The sequence below is a fragment of the Citrobacter sp. Cpo126 genome (assembly GCF_030332445.1).
Lineage (GTDB): Bacteria > Pseudomonadota > Gammaproteobacteria > Enterobacterales > Enterobacteriaceae > Citrobacter > Citrobacter portucalensis.
On the sequence record NZ_JAOWHT010000037.1, the window covers coordinates 172,772 to 189,138 of the forward strand.

Annotated in this window: 14 protein-coding genes; 6 read left to right on the plus strand and 8 right to left on the minus strand. The window is 53.6% G+C overall.

Annotated elements, in window-relative coordinates; all coding sequences use genetic code 11:
* Positions 1-45: 45 nt before the first annotated feature.
* The 5 genes from OGY17_RS17520 to OGY17_RS17540 form a co-directional block, all read right to left on the minus strand.
* The gene (locus OGY17_RS17520; protein WP_032945353.1) at positions 46-1,386 is read right to left on the minus strand and encodes an MFS transporter; all 1,341 of its coding nucleotides are present in this window, start codon (positions 1,384-1,386) and stop codon (positions 46-48) included.
* A gap of 197 nt (positions 1,387-1,583) precedes the next feature.
* Positions 1,584-2,774 carry an FMN-dependent L-lactate dehydrogenase LldD gene (gene lldD / locus OGY17_RS17525; RefSeq protein WP_204558676.1) on the minus strand — a complete coding sequence of 397 codons (1,191 nt, stop codon included), beginning with the start codon at positions 2,772-2,774 and terminating at the stop codon, positions 1,584-1,586.
* A complete protein-coding gene (gene lldR / locus OGY17_RS17530; RefSeq protein ID WP_003024170.1) occupies positions 2,771-3,547 on the minus strand; it encodes a transcriptional regulator LldR in 777 nt (258 codons plus the stop codon). Before lldR ends, lldD begins: the two co-directional genes overlap by 4 nt.
* On the minus strand, positions 3,544-5,199 hold the full coding sequence (gene lldP, locus OGY17_RS17535; RefSeq protein ID WP_048215310.1) for an L-lactate permease: 1,656 nt from the start codon (positions 5,197-5,199) through the stop codon (positions 3,544-3,546). The genes lldR and lldP overlap by 4 nt, the downstream gene beginning before the upstream one ends.
* Before the next feature lie 262 nt (positions 5,200-5,461).
* On the minus strand, positions 5,462-5,824 hold the full coding sequence (locus OGY17_RS17540) for a YibL family ribosome-associated protein (protein WP_008786458.1): 363 nt from the start codon (positions 5,822-5,824) through the stop codon (positions 5,462-5,464).
* A gap of 292 nt (positions 5,825-6,116) precedes the next feature.
* Here OGY17_RS17540 and OGY17_RS17545 point away from each other — a divergent pair, with 292 nt between their 5' ends.
* Positions 6,117-6,323 carry a hypothetical protein gene (locus OGY17_RS17545; protein WP_032945348.1) on the plus strand — a complete coding sequence of 69 codons (207 nt, stop codon included), beginning with the start codon at positions 6,117-6,119 and terminating at the stop codon, positions 6,321-6,323.
* A 12-nt stretch (positions 6,324-6,335) separates the two neighbouring features.
* Here the strand turns inward: OGY17_RS17545 and mtlR are convergent, their stop codons facing one another.
* The 3 genes from mtlR to mtlA all read right to left on the minus strand — a co-directional run bounded on the left by mtlR (position 6,336) and on the right by mtlA (position 10,113).
* Positions 6,336-6,923 (minus strand): mannitol operon repressor MtlR, encoded by a 588-nt coding sequence (gene mtlR, locus OGY17_RS17550; protein WP_003024179.1) that lies wholly within the window; start codon positions 6,921-6,923, stop codon positions 6,336-6,338.
* Positions 6,923-8,071 carry a mannitol-1-phosphate 5-dehydrogenase gene (gene mtlD / locus OGY17_RS17555; RefSeq protein ID WP_020996057.1) on the minus strand — a complete coding sequence of 383 codons (1,149 nt, stop codon included), beginning with the start codon at positions 8,069-8,071 and terminating at the stop codon, positions 6,923-6,925. Before mtlD ends, mtlR begins: the two co-directional genes overlap by 1 nt.
* A 128-nt stretch (positions 8,072-8,199) precedes the next feature.
* Complete coding sequence (gene mtlA, locus OGY17_RS17560; RefSeq protein ID WP_060682944.1) at positions 8,200-10,113, minus strand: PTS mannitol transporter subunit IICBA; 1,914 nt, start codon at positions 10,111-10,113, stop codon at positions 8,200-8,202.
* Between the two features lie 531 nt (positions 10,114-10,644).
* On the opposite strand from mtlA, the gene OGY17_RS17565 reads away from it, so the two are divergent.
* The 5 genes from OGY17_RS17565 (at position 10,645) to selB (ending at position 16,184) form a co-directional block, all read left to right on the plus strand.
* The gene (locus OGY17_RS17565) at positions 10,645-11,007 is read left to right on the plus strand and encodes a DUF3302 domain-containing protein (RefSeq protein WP_003827338.1); all 363 of its coding nucleotides are present in this window, start codon (positions 10,645-10,647) and stop codon (positions 11,005-11,007) included.
* Positions 11,008-11,009: 2 nt separating this feature from the next.
* Positions 11,010-12,146, plus strand: coding sequence for an HlyD family secretion protein (locus OGY17_RS17570; protein WP_003827339.1), 1,137 nt, complete (start codon positions 11,010-11,012; stop codon positions 12,144-12,146).
* Between the two features lie 98 nt (positions 12,147-12,244).
* Positions 12,245-12,853: a glutathione S-transferase gene (locus OGY17_RS17575; protein WP_008786453.1), complete on the plus strand. Its 609-nt coding sequence runs from the start codon at positions 12,245-12,247 to the stop codon at positions 12,851-12,853.
* A gap of 98 nt (positions 12,854-12,951) precedes the next feature.
* The gene (gene selA, locus OGY17_RS17580; protein ID WP_079934341.1) at positions 12,952-14,343 is read left to right on the plus strand and encodes an L-seryl-tRNA(Sec) selenium transferase; all 1,392 of its coding nucleotides are present in this window, start codon (positions 12,952-12,954) and stop codon (positions 14,341-14,343) included.
* Complete coding sequence (gene selB, locus OGY17_RS17585) at positions 14,340-16,184, plus strand: selenocysteine-specific translation elongation factor (RefSeq protein ID WP_103284579.1); 1,845 nt, start codon at positions 14,340-14,342, stop codon at positions 16,182-16,184. Before selA ends, selB begins: the two co-directional genes overlap by 4 nt.
* The last annotated feature ends 183 nt before the right edge of the window (positions 16,185-16,367 follow it).

Consider the following 16,367-nt stretch of genomic DNA (forward strand, 5'->3'; position numbering starts at 1 on the left):
CTGCCCCCTTAAGTACGGGGGGCAGAATAGCAGAAAGAGCCGGTACTATGCGACGGTCAGCGCGTGCGGTTTATAGCGTTGCAGCTTGTAAATCGTCGCGGCAGCGGCGACCAAAGCCGGAAGGCTGAGGAACATTAAGATACTGTCTGCCTGCCATTGCAGGGAAAGCAACTGGGCGCTCATCATCGTTCCGGCTACGCCGCCGAAGCGGCCCACGCCCTGCATCCAGGCAATGCCCGTTGCGCGGCAGTGGGTTGGATAAAACGTTGCAGCCAGCGTCTGTAGCCCGGACTGCGCGCCGTTCATGGTAATCCCCATCAGGAAGATCAGTGCGCCGAACAGGATGATATGGTTGTGTTCAAACCCGAGAGCGAGGGCAAACAGCATCGTCAGCATAAAGCCGAGTGATACCACTTTATGCGCTTCCCAACGGTCCATTAACCAACCGGCCAGCAGGATCCCTGCGGTACCGCCGAAGGTAAACAGTGACGTCAGCCAGGCGGATTCAGCCAGCGGATAGCCCATGCCCAGCATCAGCGTTGGCATCCAGCTCAGCAGCACGTAATAGATAACCAGCCCCATAAAGTAGGTCGTCCAGAGCATCAGCGTGCCCGGCAGCCAGGGCATACTGAATAGCTGCGCCACGCTGCCTTTTTTGATCGTGACGCGGTCTTCATCCAGATAAAACTGAGTAACCTGTTCCAGATTTCCCGACATAAAACGTTGAGCAATGCGTTTAACCTGTGCCACCCCTTTACCGCGGTGAACCAGATACTTCACCGACTCCGGCAGGAACAGCACCAACAGTACGGTGAGGGCCAGCGGGGCGATCGCACCGGCAAGCAGAACACTGTGCCAGCCGTAATTGGGAATAAGCCAGGAGGAGATTACGCCGCCGCCCGCAGCGCCTAACGGAAAGCCGCAGTACATGGTGTTAATCGCCATTGAACGACAACGTTTCGGGGCGAATTCTGACACCAGGGTGATGGCGTTGGGCATTGCCGCGCCAAGTCCAAGCCCAGTGAGAAAACGCCAAAATGTGAGCATATTCAGGGTCTGGGCATAGGCGGTTCCCAGACTGGCGAGGCCAAAGAACAGACAGGAAAATACCAGGACACGCTTACGGCCCATACGATCGGAAATGGGTCCGGCGAGCAGGGCGCCAAATGACAGGCCTAATAGCGCGGCGCTTAACACCGGTCCGAGATCTTGCTTCTTGATGCCCCAGTCGGCTGAGAGCGTGGGAGCAATATAACCCATCGCCGCGGTATCGAAGCCGTCAATGGCTAAAACCAGAAATCCCAGGACAATAATGACCCAATGGAAGCGCGAAAAAGGACTGTCATCTATCGCCTGCTGGATATTCACTTTACCGGAATAAGCCATGTCACCCTCGCCCGTTATGATGGTTGTTATCTGTATAAATCGCTCTTGTATTAGCTTGTATATACATTTGGCAGGTGGATAAAAAGTTGTCAAATATATTGGTTGTAAATGTTAACTGGTCGTTATTTTTGCATAAAAAATGGCCGGACTGAGAACAGGCCGACCATGCAGAAAACGCGATTTTACGGGGGAGAGTGTTACGCAGCGCTACCCTGGGCCAGAGGCGCTAATGCAGCAGGCAGGTTCTGACCCAGTTCCTGTACCAGCGAATCACTGCTGATTTCGCTAATCGATTTCGCCCCGGTCAGGGTCATTGCCACCTTCATCTCTTTCTCGATCAGATTCAGCAGATTCGCCACCCCGGCCTGACCGTGGGTGGCCAGCGCGTACAGATAAGCACGTCCCAGCAGAACACTATCCGCGCCCAGCGCAATCATACGTACGACGTCCAGACCGTTGCGGATCCCACTGTCTGCCAGAATGGTGATATCGCCTTTTACCGCATCGGCAATGGCGGGCAGCGCGCGAGCTGAAGACAGCACGCCGTCTAACTGGCGACCACCGTGGTTAGAGACAACGATGCCGTCCGCGCCAAAGCGTACGGCGTCTCGGGCATCTTCGGGATCGAGGATCCCTTTGATCACCATCGGGCCATCCCAGAATTCGCGGATCCACTCGAGGTCTTTCCAGGAAATCGACGGATCGAAGTTATTCGCCAGCCAGCCGATGTAATCCTCAAGACCGGTAGGTTTACCAAGATAAGTCGAGATATTACCTAAATCATGTGGGCGACCGTTCAGGCCAACGTCCCATGCCCACTGTGGATGGGTGACTGCCTGCCAGTAGCGGCGTAGTGCGGCATTTGGGCCGCTCATCCCGGAATGGGCGTCACGGTAGCGTGCACCAGGGGTTGGCATATCGACGGTAAAGACCAGCGTGGAGCAACCCGCCGCTTTGGCGCGCTCCAGCGCGTTGCGCATAAAGCCACGATCGCGCAGAACATATAGCTGAAACCACATCGGACGTTTGATGGTTGGGGCGACTTCTTCAATCGGACATACGGATACCGTGGAAAGCGTAAATGGAATGCCTTTGGCATCAGCGGCGGCGGCGGCCTGAACTTCGCCCCGGCGCGCGTACATGCCGCACAGACCGACAGGTGCAAGGGCCACCGGCATGGAGAGCGTTTCGTTGAACAGCTTTGTCTCCAGGCTCAGGTCGGACATATTCTTCAGCACGCGCTGGCGAAGTGCCACTTCAGACAGGTCTGCCACGTTACGGCGCAGAGTGTGCTCTGCATACGCCCCACCGTCTATATAGTGGAACAAGAAGGGGGGTAGGATGCGCTGGGCTGCGGCGCGATAGTCGCTGGCTGCTGAAATAATCATGTGTTGTTCTCCCTGCTATTCTCACCAGGGTCACCGGGCAGGCGGGTGATACGCGCCTGGCGGGCCTGATCTTCATCAAATCGTTTAATCGTGGTGTGGACAAAACTGAGGTGCGCCATCATTGCTTTACGCGCTCCGTCGGCATCTCCGGCAACAATCGCATCCAGGACGGCCTGATGCTGCGCCGTCAGTTGTGAAAATACGGGCGGCACAAGGTACATTCGCTGGCGGCTCTGTTTCACCGAAGACTGCAATACGTCGAAGAAACCGCGCATGGTCTGTAACAGCACCACGTTGTGCGAGGCTTCCGCAATGGCGAGATGAAAGCGAACGTCTGCCTGCGAGGCGAGATCTGGATCTTCGCTTTGTGTGGCCTCGAAACAGAGTCTGATCTTCTCTTTGTCGGCAGCAGTGGCACGCATAGCTGCATGCCAGGCGGTGCTGGCTTCGATGGCGTGGCGGGCTTCCAGAATATCGAAACTGTAATCAGGGTCGTCTGCCAGCAGAGTTTTCAGCGGCTGAACGATGTTTTGTTCAGACCAGGCCTCATGCTGCCAGCGGATAAACGTCCCGCCGCCACGACGGCTAATCAACACGCCTTCGCTCACCAGTTTCGCCAGCGCCTCGCGCAGCGAGTTGCGCGATACGCCGAGCTGTACGGCCAGTTGGCGCTCAGCGGGCAACTTCATGCCCGCCTCCAGCTGTTGTTCTTCAATCAGCGCCCGCACACGAGATGCGACTTCGTCTGACAGGCGTCTGGGCATCACTATCATGGAATCATCCAGGTTAAGACATAGGCCTGCAGCGTGGTAATCACACCCACCATGCAGGTGAAAATCAGACTGTGCTTCACGGTAAAGCGGAACAGATCAGACTCTTTCCCCACTAATCCCACTGCCGCACAGGCGATAGCGATAGATTGTGGAGAGATCATCTTGCCGGTCACGCCGCCGGTGGTATTTGCGGCCACCATCAGCACATCCGAAACGCCGATTTGCTGAGCGGCCGTGGCCTGCAGGGCGGCGAACAATGCGTTTGATGAGGTGTCGGACCCGGTCAGGAATACCCCCAGCCAGCCAAGGAACGGCGAGAAGAAGGTAAATGCGCTGCCGGTATGTGCCAGGGCCAGTGCCAGGGTGGATGAAAGCCCGGAGTAGTTAGAGATAAACGCGAACGCCAGCACCATCCCGATGGAGTAGATAGGCAGCGCCAGATCTTTCAGCGTGCTACCAAAGGTCTGCAGCGCAGCAGATGGCTTCATCTTCAGCCAGACGATAGACAGCAGGGCGGCAAACAGAATCGCAGTACCGGTCGCGGAGAACCAGTCAAATTTGTACACCGCCGCGTAGGCCGTGGCTTCGTGTACGACCGGCGGCATACGGGCAACCAGCTTGTCGAGGAACGGAACCGGAATATTGACCACCCAGTGGTACATCGCGCCGCCTGGCGCAAACAGCGCTTTAAACGGCGGTATGCTCCACAGCGTGACGGTAGCTGTCAGGAACAGGAACGGTGACCAGGCGCGTACCACCTGCCCAGCGGTGTAGCGGGTGCGCGACAGATCCATATCGACCTGCGAAGCGCCCATATCGCCAAAACGGAAGATACGTACCGGCTGCCAGCGTTTCAGGAACAGCGTCAGACACACCAGTGAGACCAGAGAAGAGATGATATCCGGCAGTTCCGGCCCGATAAAGTTAGAGCTGAGGTACTGTGCGATAGCAAACGAGCCGCCAGCGACCATCACCGCAGGCCAGGTTTCTTTGACACCACGCCAGCCATCCATAATCGCCATAATCCAGAACAGCACGATAATGGTCAGGAACGGCAGCTGACGACCTACCATCTGGCCAATCTCGAAGCTGTCCAGTCCGGTAACCTGACCGGCAACCAGAATCGGAATGCCCATTGCGCCAAAAGCGACCGGCGCGGTATTTACGATCAGGCACAAACCTGCCGCATACAGCGGGTTAAAGCCAAGACCAACCAGCAGTGCGGCGGTAATCGCTACCGGAGCACCGAAGCCTGCTGCTCCTTCGAGGAATGCCCCAAAGGAGAAACCGACAATCAGCATTTGCAGACGCTGGTCTGGGGTAATCGAGAGTATCGATGATCGGATAATGTCGAACTGTCCGGTCTTCACCGAGATTTTATAGACGAATACCGCGGCGATAATGATCCAGGCAATTGGCCACAGACCGTAGAAGAAACCGTACACTACGGATGCCAGCGCGTGATCGACCGGCATTTTGTAAAACAGCAGGGCGACTGCCAGAGCAATCACCACCGTCCAGGACGCCGCAACATAGCCTTTCAGCTTGAGCTTAATCAGGGCGAAGAAAAAAAACAGGATAGGGAGCGATGCGATCAGGCTGGAAAGCCAGATATTACCGGCCGGGTCGTAGTTCTGTTGCCAGAGATTCATTGCAGGTCTCCTGGGGGCCGCTGACATAATGGAATGAGTCTTTGCTCAAATCTTCGTCACATTATGTGTAAAAGTGGCCCTGCCAATATTGTTGTGTAGGGGTAATGACAATGAATGGTTAATCAAATGTTATTTATTGGCAACGGTATTGTACGCGCATTTTAATGAAATGTGAGGTACTGGTAGGATCTGACTGAAATTGGTAGGGCCAATTGCGAGGGGAAATGAAGGACCGGGCAAGCGGATGTTGCCCGGTGGGAGATTAGAACTCGCTCTTCGCGAAGCCCGTCATCTCTTTCAGGCCCATTTCACGGCCAAGCTCGGTCATCGGGTGAACGACAATCAGGCCGCGCACGCTCTTCTTCAGCTTGCCCATATCCGCCTGCTCTTTTTTGGTGATGGCCCGACGGAACGGAAGTTTTGTCAGCTTTTGCGCTTCTTTGCTCAGCTTCTGGCCGTGAACTTCACGCAGGCGTGCGATCTCGGCTTCCAGAGTTTCTTTCTCTTTTTCCAGCTCGGCGTATTTGTCGGCGGCTTCAACCAGGGACAGGTCTGCCTGCTGGTGGCGAATAGCGTCCAGACGATCGCTCAGGCGTTTAATTTCGTTTTTTTCGACTTCTTTCATAGGATAGCTTCTGATAAAAATAGGATGAATATCCTATAGTATGCGCGCAGAGCGGGATTATTCACAACTGCTCGAAGATAAATAATCAAATACCGTAAGTATTAATTAGCTAATGATAATGTTAATGCATTGATTAACAAGGAATTTTAAGCGATAAGATCGGCCGTGGTGCTTTTTATTGGCGTGTTCGTGGTGAAGCACGTTTTCCTCAATATAAACACCCAACTGATCCTAAACTTAAATGATCAACCGCACAGGCTGAGCGCGGTTAATACATGGAGGAGGGAAGATTATGGCGAAAATAGGTGAGAACGTTTCAATCCTGATTGATAAAACTGTCGATTTTATGGCTTCAAGCCAGGCTTTTCGCGAATATTTGAATAAAACACCGCCGCGCAACGTTGTCCCTTCAGAAATACCGCAGGAAAACGCGCAGCTGTATCTGCAACGTCTGGCGTACTATCGGCAGCTGTATCGACCGCAGCAGGAAGAGAAATAAGCAAGCATCGTCTTATTTTTGAAAGGCTTTTTTTAAGCTGATTTTAGAAATCAGCTCGGTCAGGGAAAGGACCATGGTGGATCGTACCATCTGCTGGTAACGCTGGATCTGCATGGCATGCAAACCAGAGTCTGAGGTATCAAACTGGGGTGGCGGCGGGAGTGCCGTCACGCAGTGAAGTTCACCAAACGGTCCAAGAATTTCGTCGTCGGTGAATGCGTATTCATTGCCGTCGTGATTCAGCTCCTCCCGCAGCGCCATCAGCAGCTCCGCATCTTCGTACTCCGGACGACTGAGTACGCCCAGGCCGTAGATTAACTTCAGACGAACAGAAAGATCGCCCAACGGACCATCGCCGTCGAGCAGCGGTTCTACGGCGTATTTCACCGCATAGTCGTCTTTGCGAAATACCTGAAGCACAAGGATATTCACCGCCTCGGTGAGCAGTTCTACGGCGGTGATGAGGAAGCTGCGTACGGTTTTGCCAGCATTCAGACGCTCAAGCACACGATTTTCAAAGGCCTGCGTTTGTTCCATTATTGCCTGCATATCTGACAATCTATTATTCAGGCGCAGGATATCCTGCGCCAGGTCCTGCATCATTTCTTTGCGTTATACGCGTTAACAGCCTCAAGCACGACATCACTATTGGCATCCAGCCCGGAAACTTGCGCCAGCGCGGCCTGTGGACCTTTTTCGTCAATCAGCGCGGCCAGTTCCTGTGCCTGCGGATCTTCTTCGCTGCGATAGTGCATCGCTGCCGCAATACCGGTAACCAGATTCGCATGCGGCAAACCATATTCCAGCGTACCCAGCAGCGGTTTAATCAGGCGGTCGCCTGCGCTCAGCTTACGCAGCGGCTGACGACCCACGCGCTCAACGTCATCTTTCAGATACGGGTTTTCAAAACGACCGAGGATTTTCTGAATGTATGCCGCATGTTTTGCTGCATCAAAGCCATAGCGTTTGATCAGTACCGCGCCGCTCTCTTCCATCGCACCTTTTACCACTGCGCGGATTTTCTCGTCGAGAATCGCGTCACGGATGGTCTGATGACCGGTCAATTTTCCGAGGTACGCGGTTATAGCATGCCCGGTGTTCAGCGTGAAGAGTTTACGTTCGACAAATGCCATCAGGTTATCAGTTAATTCCATTCCTGGGATATTTGGCAGTTCACCTTTGAACTGTGTTTTGTCGACAATCCACTCACTGAAGGTTTCGACGGTAACTTCCAGCGGATCGTTGGTTGCTGAAGCCGAAGGCGGAACAATGCGGTCCACGGCAGAATCGACAAAGCCAACATGTTCTTCAACCCAGGCTTTATCTTCATCTGCTAACGCGTTCATTACATGGCCTTTCAACTGGGTCGTTCCGCGCACCATGTTTTCACAAGCGATGATATTTAGTGGAGTAGCGATGCCCTGCGCCTTGCGTTTAACCAGTCCTTTGGCGATGGCTGGAGCGATACGCTCAAGTACAACCGGACCGACGGCGGTAGTGACTAAATCTACGTGGGCAATCAGTTCAACAACATCATCGCCGATGCTGCTTACAGCGTTGACGCCGGAGACGGTATCAACCTGCTCATTTTCACCCACGACATGAACCTGATAGCTATGACGGGCATTCAGGGCATCGAGCACGACCTGATTTACATCCGCGAACGTCAGCTGTATCCCCGCGTCCGCCAGCAGTTTGCCGATAAAGCCACGACCGATATTACCTGCGCCAAAATGTAATGCTTTCATAGTATTAACCTTCATTAATGTTTTTACCCAAGAGGGCTGGGGTGAGGCTTTTCCCTCAACCTAACCCTCTCCACAAGGGAGAGGATTTTGTAGGCCCGGTAAGCGTGAGCGCCTCCGGGCAATAACGCTTACTTACGACCTGCCAGCAGTTCCAGAACTTCATCCACGTTGGTGGTATGGGCCAGACGTTCGATCACGGATTCATCATCCAGAGCGTTGGTCAGGCTGGTAATCACCTGGATGTGCTCGTTGTTACGCGCTGCGATACCAATAACCAGACGGGCAATATCGTCTTCTTCTTCACCGAAGCGAACGCCTTCCGGGTACTGGCAGAACACCACACCGGTTTTCAGCACGCGGTCTTTGGCTTCAACCGTACCGTGCGGTACTGCGATGGACTCACCCAGGTAAGTCGGGGTCAGTTTTTCGCGGTCCAGCATCGCCTCGACGTATTCTGGCTCAACGTAACCACCTTTCACCAGTTGCTCACCAGCAAAGCGAATCGCTTCTTCTTTGTTAGCCGCTTTACGGCCAAGGAAGATGTTCTCCGCACCCAGTTTGAACAGGTGGGTATCACCCTCTTCAAAGCTGTCTTTCAGGTGGTCGCGAACTTTCTCCTCGTTCACGTTGTGGCGCTGCGCAGCGACCAGACGTTCGGTCAGGTTGGAGTACAGACCGCTGTCGAGGAAGTTGGTCAGCGAAATGTGCTGTGCCTGAGGCACCTGGCGCATCGCGCGTTCGGTCAGGTCACGGTGGGTAATGACCAGATCCACATCCGGCGGCAGATTATTAATCGCGCTGTTAGTGACGGAAATCTGAGACAGCCCTGCATCCTGTACTTTCTTACGCAGTACACCCGCACCCATGGCACTGGAACCCATACCGGCATCGCAGGCAACGATGATTTTACGCACATGGCTCAGGTCGTTGGTGACGTCGCCAGCCGCCAGCGGAGATGCGCCTTTGGATTCCGCTTTCATGTCGTGCATACGACGGGTTGCGGCATCAATGTCATCATCTTCTTTCACTTTGCTGGTTTTCAGCAGAATGGCTGAGACCACAAAGGAGACTGCCATAGCCGCACAGATAGCAGCGATGTTAGCGAAGTAAGCTCCCTTCGGTGTCATTGCCAGCACGGCCAGGATAGAACCCGGAGACGCCGGAGAAACCAGACCGCCGTTCAGGATAGTCAGGGTAAATACGCCAGTCATACCGCCGAGAATAACGGCCAGGATCAGGCGCGGGTTCATCAGCACGTACGGGAAGTAAATTTCGTGGATACCACCCAGGAAGTGGATGATAGCCGCGCCGCCTGCAGATTGCTTAGCGCTGCCGCGACCGAAGAACATGTACGCCAGCAGGACGCCCATACCCGGACCCGGGTTTGCTTCAATCAGGAAGAAGATGGATTTACCCATCTCATGGGACTGCTGAATACCCAGCGGTGAGAAAATACCGTGGTTAATGGCGTTGTTGAGGAACAGGATTTTCGCCGGTTCAACGAAAATCGATGCCAGCGGCAGCATGTCATGGACAACCATGAAGTTAACGCCTGCCGCCAGAATTTTGGACAGTGCTTCAACCAATGGACCAATGCCAAGGAATGCCAGAATGGCGAGGATCATACCGATGATGCCAGCGGAGAAGTTATTCACCAGCATCTCAAAACCGGATTTGATCTTACCGTCTACCCAGTTGTCGAAGTGTTTGATCGCCCAGCCGCCCAGTGGACCTGCAATCATCGCGCCGAGGAACATTGGCATGTCCGCACCGACAATAACGCCCATGGTGGTGATTGCACCAACTACGCCGCCACGCTCGCCGCCAACCAGTTTACCACCGGTATAACCGATCAGTAGCGGCAGCAGATAGGTGATCATCGGGCCGACCAGCTTCGCCAGCGTTTCGTTCGGCAACCACCCTGTCGGAATGAATAATGCGGTGATAATACCCCACGCGATAAACGCGCCGATATTTGGCATCACCATGTTGCTGAGGAATCGACCAAAGCTTTGCACCTTGATCTTAATATCGGATGACATAAAAACACCCCTTCTTATGTTTGCTATCACGCAGGCTGAAAGCCCGAGGTTTGTTAATGTAGCGGCAGGAGGTAGCCGGACCCTGTAGATACTGCGAAATCTGGCACTGAATCGTTCAACTGTCCAGTCGACGGCCTTTTATGTGACATTCGTCACGTAAATATAGGGTGTATGGCGTTGGTTAATGTGATTTTCATCACAAAATACCGGTACAAAAAAACATCGCAGCGCAATATTTCGCTGAAAATGAGGATTAAATGTGAAGTGATTCACATTTTTGCTTTCCTTGTTTGTTGGATTTTTGTGATGTGAATCGCAAAGTATTTTCATCTGAAATTTATCAGATGTGATCTGCGGCAGGTTCTACCCCCGACATTTTTTATTGCAAAACAAAGCAATTTATCACCAGAAAAAATATTTATTTTGTGGTATGGCAAAAACCCTTAACTCCAGTTATGTTCAAAACATCAGCCAGGGTGCATACGGCTGCCGGCATAAAAAAACTCTAATTAGCGTGAATTCGAGGCAGGTATGTTTCTAAATTATTTCGCGTTGGGCGTGCTGATTTTCGTATTTCTGGTTCTGTTTTATGGAATCATCGCCATCCACGATATCCCCTATAACATGGCTAAGAAGCGCAACCATCCCCATGCCGATGCCATCCATACTGCAGGATGGGTGAGCTTGTTCACTCTTCATGTTATTTGGCCGTTCCTGTGGATCTGGGCCACGCTCTACCAGCCTGAAAAGGGATGGGGAATGCAGTCACACATCACACCGACCGGAAAGGAGTCAGACCCTGAGATTGCCGCGCTGGCAGCGCGAATCACCCAGTTGGAAAAAAGACTGGATGGGGAGAAAAAAACCGATAACTCCACCTTTCCGGAGATTTAATCATGGATTTGTTGATAGTCCTGACCTATGTGGCCTTTGCCTGGGCCATCTTTAAAATATTCCGTATTCCGGTAAACCAATGGACGCTTGCTACCGCTGCATTAGGTGGGGTGTTCATTGTTGCGGGATTGATTTTATTAATGAACTATAACCACCCATATACCTTTACGGCGCAAAAAGCGGTTATTTCAATTCCGGTCACTCCGCAAGTCACAGGAATTGTTAGTGAGGTAACGGATAAAAATAATCAGCTAATTAAAAAAGGCGATGTGCTGTTTAAGCTCGATCCGGTACGGTATCAGGCGCGTGTCGACAGGCTGCAGGCTGATCTGGTTACCGCTACGCACAACATCGACAACCTGAAAGCACAGTTGTCGGAAGCGGTCGCCAATACCACCCGTGTATCTGCTGAACGTGACCGTCTGTATAAAGATTATCAACGTTATTTGAAAGGCAGTCAGGCGAAGGTTAACCCGTTCTCTGAAAGCGATATCGATAACGCCCGGCAAAACTATCTGGCACAGGATGCGCTGGTCAAAGGCTCGGTTGCAGAACAGACGCAGATTCAGAGCCAATTAGACAGTATGGTCAACGGTGAGCAATCTCAGGTTGCGTCCCTACGTGCCCAGCTTGCCGAGGCTAAATACAATCTTGAACAGACGGTAGTTCGTGCCCCCAGCAACGGTTATGCCACGCAGATTTTAATTCGTCCGGGGACTTACGCAGCAGCATTACCTTTGCGTCCGGTAATGGTGTTTATTCCTGAACAAAAACGGCAAATCGTGGCGCAATTCCGCCAGAACTCGCTGCTGCGCCTTAAGCCGGGCGATGAAGCGGAAGTGGTGTTTAATGCGCTGCCTGGCCAGGTTTTCACCGGCAAGCTGACCAGTATTCTTCCGGTCGTTCCGGGCGGTTCTTATCAGGCGCAGGGCGCATTACAGTCCTTAACGGTGGTGCCGGGTACCGATGGCGTGCTGGCTACGATTGAGCTGGATCCGAATGCCGATGTGGATGCGCTGCCGGACGGTATCTATGCTCAGGTTGCAGTCTATTCCGACCATTTCGCCCACGTGTCGGTAATGCGTAAAGTACTGCTGCGCATGACCAGTTGGATGCATTACCTTTATTTGGATCATTGAGACTGCCATCACCTGCCATTTTCAGTGACCTGAGCCATACTAAGCGGTGTCCCACTATCGTTGGGCACCGCTTTTTTTGTTGGCAAAAAGGACCCGGCATGAAACTCATTGGCAGCTATACCAGCCCTTTTGTGCGTAAAATTTCTATTCTGTTACTGGAAAAGGGCATCACCTTCGAATTTGTGAATGAACTCCCCTATAACGCGGATAGCGGCGTGGCGCGCTATAACCCGTTAGGTAAAGTACCCGCGTTGGTCACCGATGCGGGCGAGTATTGGTTTGATTCTCCTATCATCGCGGAATATATAGAGCTACTGGATATTGCACCAGCCATGCTGCCGCGTGATCCGCTGGCTGCGCTGAAGGTACGCCAGTTGGAAGCGTTGGCAGACGGCATTATGGATGCCGGTTTAGTTTCGGTGCGCGAACAGGCTCGCCCTGCCGCGCAGCAGTCAGAAACAGAATTGTTACGTCAGCGTGAGAAGATCACCCGTAGTCTGGATGTGCTGGAAGGCTATCTGGCGGATGGTACGCTGAAAACGGATACGGTTAACCTGGCAACCATTGCGATTGCCTGCGCCGTCGGTTATCTCAATTTCCGTCGGGTTGCGCCCGGCTGGTGTGTTGACCGACCCCGTCTGGTCAAACTGGTGGAAACGCTCTTTCAACGCGAGAGTTTTGCCCGCACGGAACCGCCAAAGGCTTGATGCGTATTATGTCCGCCTGAGCAAAGTCACGGTACAATCCTTCCTATATCGATATCCCTCTCCACGGTGGAGAGGGCCACCAACAGCCAGGCCCTTTCATGACAACCGACATGCGTTCACTCTACAGCCAGCTTCCTGCTATCGATCGTTTATTGCGCGATAGCGCCTTCCCAGCCTTACGTGAATCTCACGGCCATACCCGGGTGGTTGACCTGCTGCGTCACATGCTCGACGAAGCCAGAGAAGCTATTCGCGACACGCACGCGCTCCCGGCATGGTGTGAGGACTGGGCACAAGAAGCCAGCGCCCGGCTGGAACGAGAATCGCAAAGCGCGCTACGCCCGGTGATTAACCTGACCGGAACGGTGCTGCATACCAACCTTGGGCGCGCGTCGCAGGCCGAAGAAGCAATTGAAGCGGTGGTACAGGCGATGCGCACGCCGGTGACGCTGGAATACAGTCTGGATGATGCCGGGCGGGGGCATCGGGATCGGGCCCTGGCGGATTTACTCTGCCGTCTGACGGGGGCGGAAGACGCCTGTATCGTCAATAACAATGCGGCAGCTGTTCTGCTGATGCTGGCCGCCACGGCGAACGGCAAAGAGGTGGTTGTGTCTCGCGGCGAGCTGGTGGAAATTGGCGGCGCGTTTCGTATTCCGGACGTCATGTGTCAGGCCGGATGCATTCTACGCGAGGTGGGGACCACCAACCGGACCCATGCGAAAGATTACCGCCAGGCGGTGAATGAAAACACCGGTCTGCTGATGAAAGTGCATACCAGTAATTACAGCATTGAAGGCTTCACAAAGTCGGTGGATGAGGCGGAGCTGGCCGTAATTGGCCAGGAGCTGGATGTACCGGTGGTGGCGGATCTGGGCAGTGGTTCGCTGGTCGATCTCAGCCAGTATGGTTTGCCGCAGGAGCCGATGCCGCAGCAACTGATTGCCGCTGGCGTCAGTCTGGTGAGTTTCTCCGGCGATAAACTGCTGGGCGGGCCGCAGGCTGGGATAATTGTCGGTAAAAAAGAGATGATCGCTCGTTTGCAGAGCCATCCGCTGAAACGCGCATTACGGGCAGATAAAATGACACTGGCTGCGCTGGAAGCGACGCTACGGCTCTATCTGCACCCGGAAGCACTGGCGGAGAAGTTGCCGACGTTGCGCCAGCTCACCCGCTCACAAGAAGCGATCCACGCGCAGGCACAGCAATTACAGGCACAGCTTGCAGAGCATTACGGTGATGAGTTCGCCCTGAATGTGATGCCTTGCCTGTCGCAGATTGGCAGCGGCTCACTACCTGTTGATAGGCTGCCCAGCGCGGCGCTAACCTTTACCCCACATGACGGGCGCGGGAGCCGCCTTGAAGCGTTGGCAACCCGTTGGCGTACGCTGCCCGTGCCGGTTATTGGGCGAATTTATGATGGCCGCTTATGGCTGGATCTGCGCTGCCTTGAAGACGAGACCCGGTTTATGGAGATGATGCTGAAATGATTATTGCAACCGCCGGACACGTTGACCACGGAAAAACAACGTTATTACAGGCGATTACCGGTGTGAATGCCGACCGTCTGCCGGAAGAAAAAAAGCGCGGCATGACCATCGATCTCGGCTATGCCTACTGGCCGCAGCCGGATGGGCGGGTGCTGGGGTTTATCGACGTTCCTGGACACGAAAAGTTTCTGTCCAACATGTTGGCGGGGGTCGGCGGCATCGATCACGCGTTGCTGGTGGTGGCGTGTGATGATGGCGTAATGGCGCAAACCCGTGAGCATTTGCAAATTCTGCAGCTGACGGGCAATCCGCAGATCACCGTGGCGCTCACGAAAGCCGACCGCGTAGACGAAGCAAGAATTGAAGAGGTGCGTGCGGAGATTCAGGCCACGCTGGGGAATTATGGTTTCGCGGAGTCGGTGCTTTTCGTCACTGCGGCCAGTGAAGGCCGTGGCATCGAGGAACTGCGTGACCATTTGTTGCAATTAACGTCGCGCGAGCATGCCCGCGATCACAGCTTCCGCCTGGCGATTGACCGCGCCTTTACGGTCAAAGGCGCAGGACTGGTGGTAACCGGGACGGCGCTCAGCGGTGAAGTGAATGTCGGTGACACGCTGTGGCTCACGGGCGTCAACAAACCGATGCGCGTACGTAGCTTGCATGCACAAAACCAGGCCACCGACCGCGCGCAAGCGGGACAACGTATTGCGCTGAATATTGCCGGCGATGCGCAAAAAGAAGAACTAAACCGCGGCGACTGGCTGCTTTCCGATGCGCCGCCAGAGGCTTTTACCCGCGTGATTGTTTCTTTAGAACATGCCGCGCCGCTGATGCAGTGGCAACCGTTGCATATTCACCACGCGGCTAGCCATGTTACCGGGCGTATCTCTCTGCTTGAAGGGACACTAGCTGAACTGGTGTTTGATACACCACTCTGGCTTGCTGATAACGACCGTCTGGTGCTGCGTGATATTTCTGCCCGGACAACGCTGGCAGGTGCACGTGTTGTGACGCTTAATCCGCCGCGACGCGGAAAGCGTAAGCCGGAATATTTGCAGTGGCTGTCGGCGCTGGAAAACGCGCAGACTGACGGTGACGCCCTGGCGCTGCACCTGGCGCGTGGGGCGGTGAATATTCCTGACTTTGCCTGGGCGCGTCAGCTCAATGGCAACGGTATGCGTCCGTTGATTGAGCAACATGGATTTATTCAGGCGGGATACAGCCTGTTGAATGCCCCTGTTGCCGCGCGCTGGCAGCGGAAAGTTCTCGATACGCTGGCGACCTACCATGAGCAGCACCGTGATGAACCAGGGCCCGGGCGCGAGCGCCTGCGCCGTATGGCTTTGCCGATGGAAGACGAAGCGCTGGTATTGCTGCTAATTGAAAAGATGCGCGAGAGTGGCGCTATTCATAGCCATCATGGCTGGTTGCATTTGCCGGAACATAAGGCGGGTTTCAGCGATGAGCAGTTGGCAATCTGGCAAAAAGTAGAACCGCTTTTTGGCGATGAGCCGTGGTGGGTGCGCGATTTGGCAAAACAGACGGGAACGGATGAACAGATGATGCGTGTGGCGTTACGACAAGCGGCACAGCAAGGCATCATTACCGCGATCGTGAAAGATCGTTATTACCGTAACGATCGGATTGTGGCCTTTGCCAATATGATCCGCGAACTGGATCAGGAAAGGGGATCGACATGTGCCGCCGATTTTCGCGACAGGCTCAACGTTGGGCGCAAATTGGCTATCCAAATTCTGGAATATTTTGACCGCATTGGTTTTACTCGCCGTCGGGGAAATGATCATTTATTACGCGATGCCTTGCTGTTCCCTGAAAAATAATGAAACAATTAATTCATGGATTAAATGAATTAATACAAAATAGATGTTGATTGAAATAAGCACATTAGATTATGAACCTAATGTGCTTTTTAATTGTAAGTGTTATTAAAATAACAACCACGATCATATTTTGTTGGAAATTTCACTCGTATGCTTCCTACCTCTTTAGAGTAATTAAGGATC

Excerpts from the sequence above, each read along its gene's own strand:
- OGY17_RS17520 (WP_032945353.1), bottom strand. The coding sequence starts at position 1,386 with ATGGCTTATTCCGGTAAAGTGAATATCCAGCAGGCGATAGATGACAGT.
- lldD (WP_204558676.1), bottom strand. The coding sequence starts at position 2,774 with ATGATTATTTCAGCAGCCAGCGACTATCGCGCCGCAGCCCAGCGCATC.
- lldR (WP_003024170.1), bottom strand. The coding sequence starts at position 3,547 with ATGATAGTGATGCCCAGACGCCTGTCAGACGAAGTCGCATCTCGTGTG.
- lldP (WP_048215310.1), bottom strand. The coding sequence starts at position 5,199 with ATGAATCTCTGGCAACAGAACTACGACCCGGCCGGTAATATCTGGCTT.
- OGY17_RS17540 (WP_008786458.1), bottom strand. The coding sequence starts at position 5,824 with ATGAAAGAAGTCGAAAAAAACGAAATTAAACGCCTGAGCGATCGTCTG.
- OGY17_RS17545 (WP_032945348.1), top strand. The coding sequence starts at position 6,117 with ATGGCGAAAATAGGTGAGAACGTTTCAATCCTGATTGATAAAACTGTC.
- mtlR (WP_003024179.1), bottom strand. The coding sequence starts at position 6,923 with ATGCAGGACCTGGCGCAGGATATCCTGCGCCTGAATAATAGATTGTCA.
- mtlD (WP_020996057.1), bottom strand. The coding sequence starts at position 8,071 with ATGAAAGCATTACATTTTGGCGCAGGTAATATCGGTCGTGGCTTTATC.
- mtlA (WP_060682944.1), bottom strand. The coding sequence starts at position 10,113 with ATGTCATCCGATATTAAGATCAAGGTGCAAAGCTTTGGTCGATTCCTC.
- OGY17_RS17565 (WP_003827338.1), top strand. The coding sequence starts at position 10,645 with ATGTTTCTAAATTATTTCGCGTTGGGCGTGCTGATTTTCGTATTTCTG.
- OGY17_RS17570 (WP_003827339.1), top strand. The coding sequence starts at position 11,010 with ATGGATTTGTTGATAGTCCTGACCTATGTGGCCTTTGCCTGGGCCATC.
- OGY17_RS17575 (WP_008786453.1), top strand. The coding sequence starts at position 12,245 with ATGAAACTCATTGGCAGCTATACCAGCCCTTTTGTGCGTAAAATTTCT.
- selA (WP_079934341.1), top strand. The coding sequence starts at position 12,952 with ATGACAACCGACATGCGTTCACTCTACAGCCAGCTTCCTGCTATCGAT.
- selB (WP_103284579.1), top strand. The coding sequence starts at position 14,340 with ATGATTATTGCAACCGCCGGACACGTTGACCACGGAAAAACAACGTTA.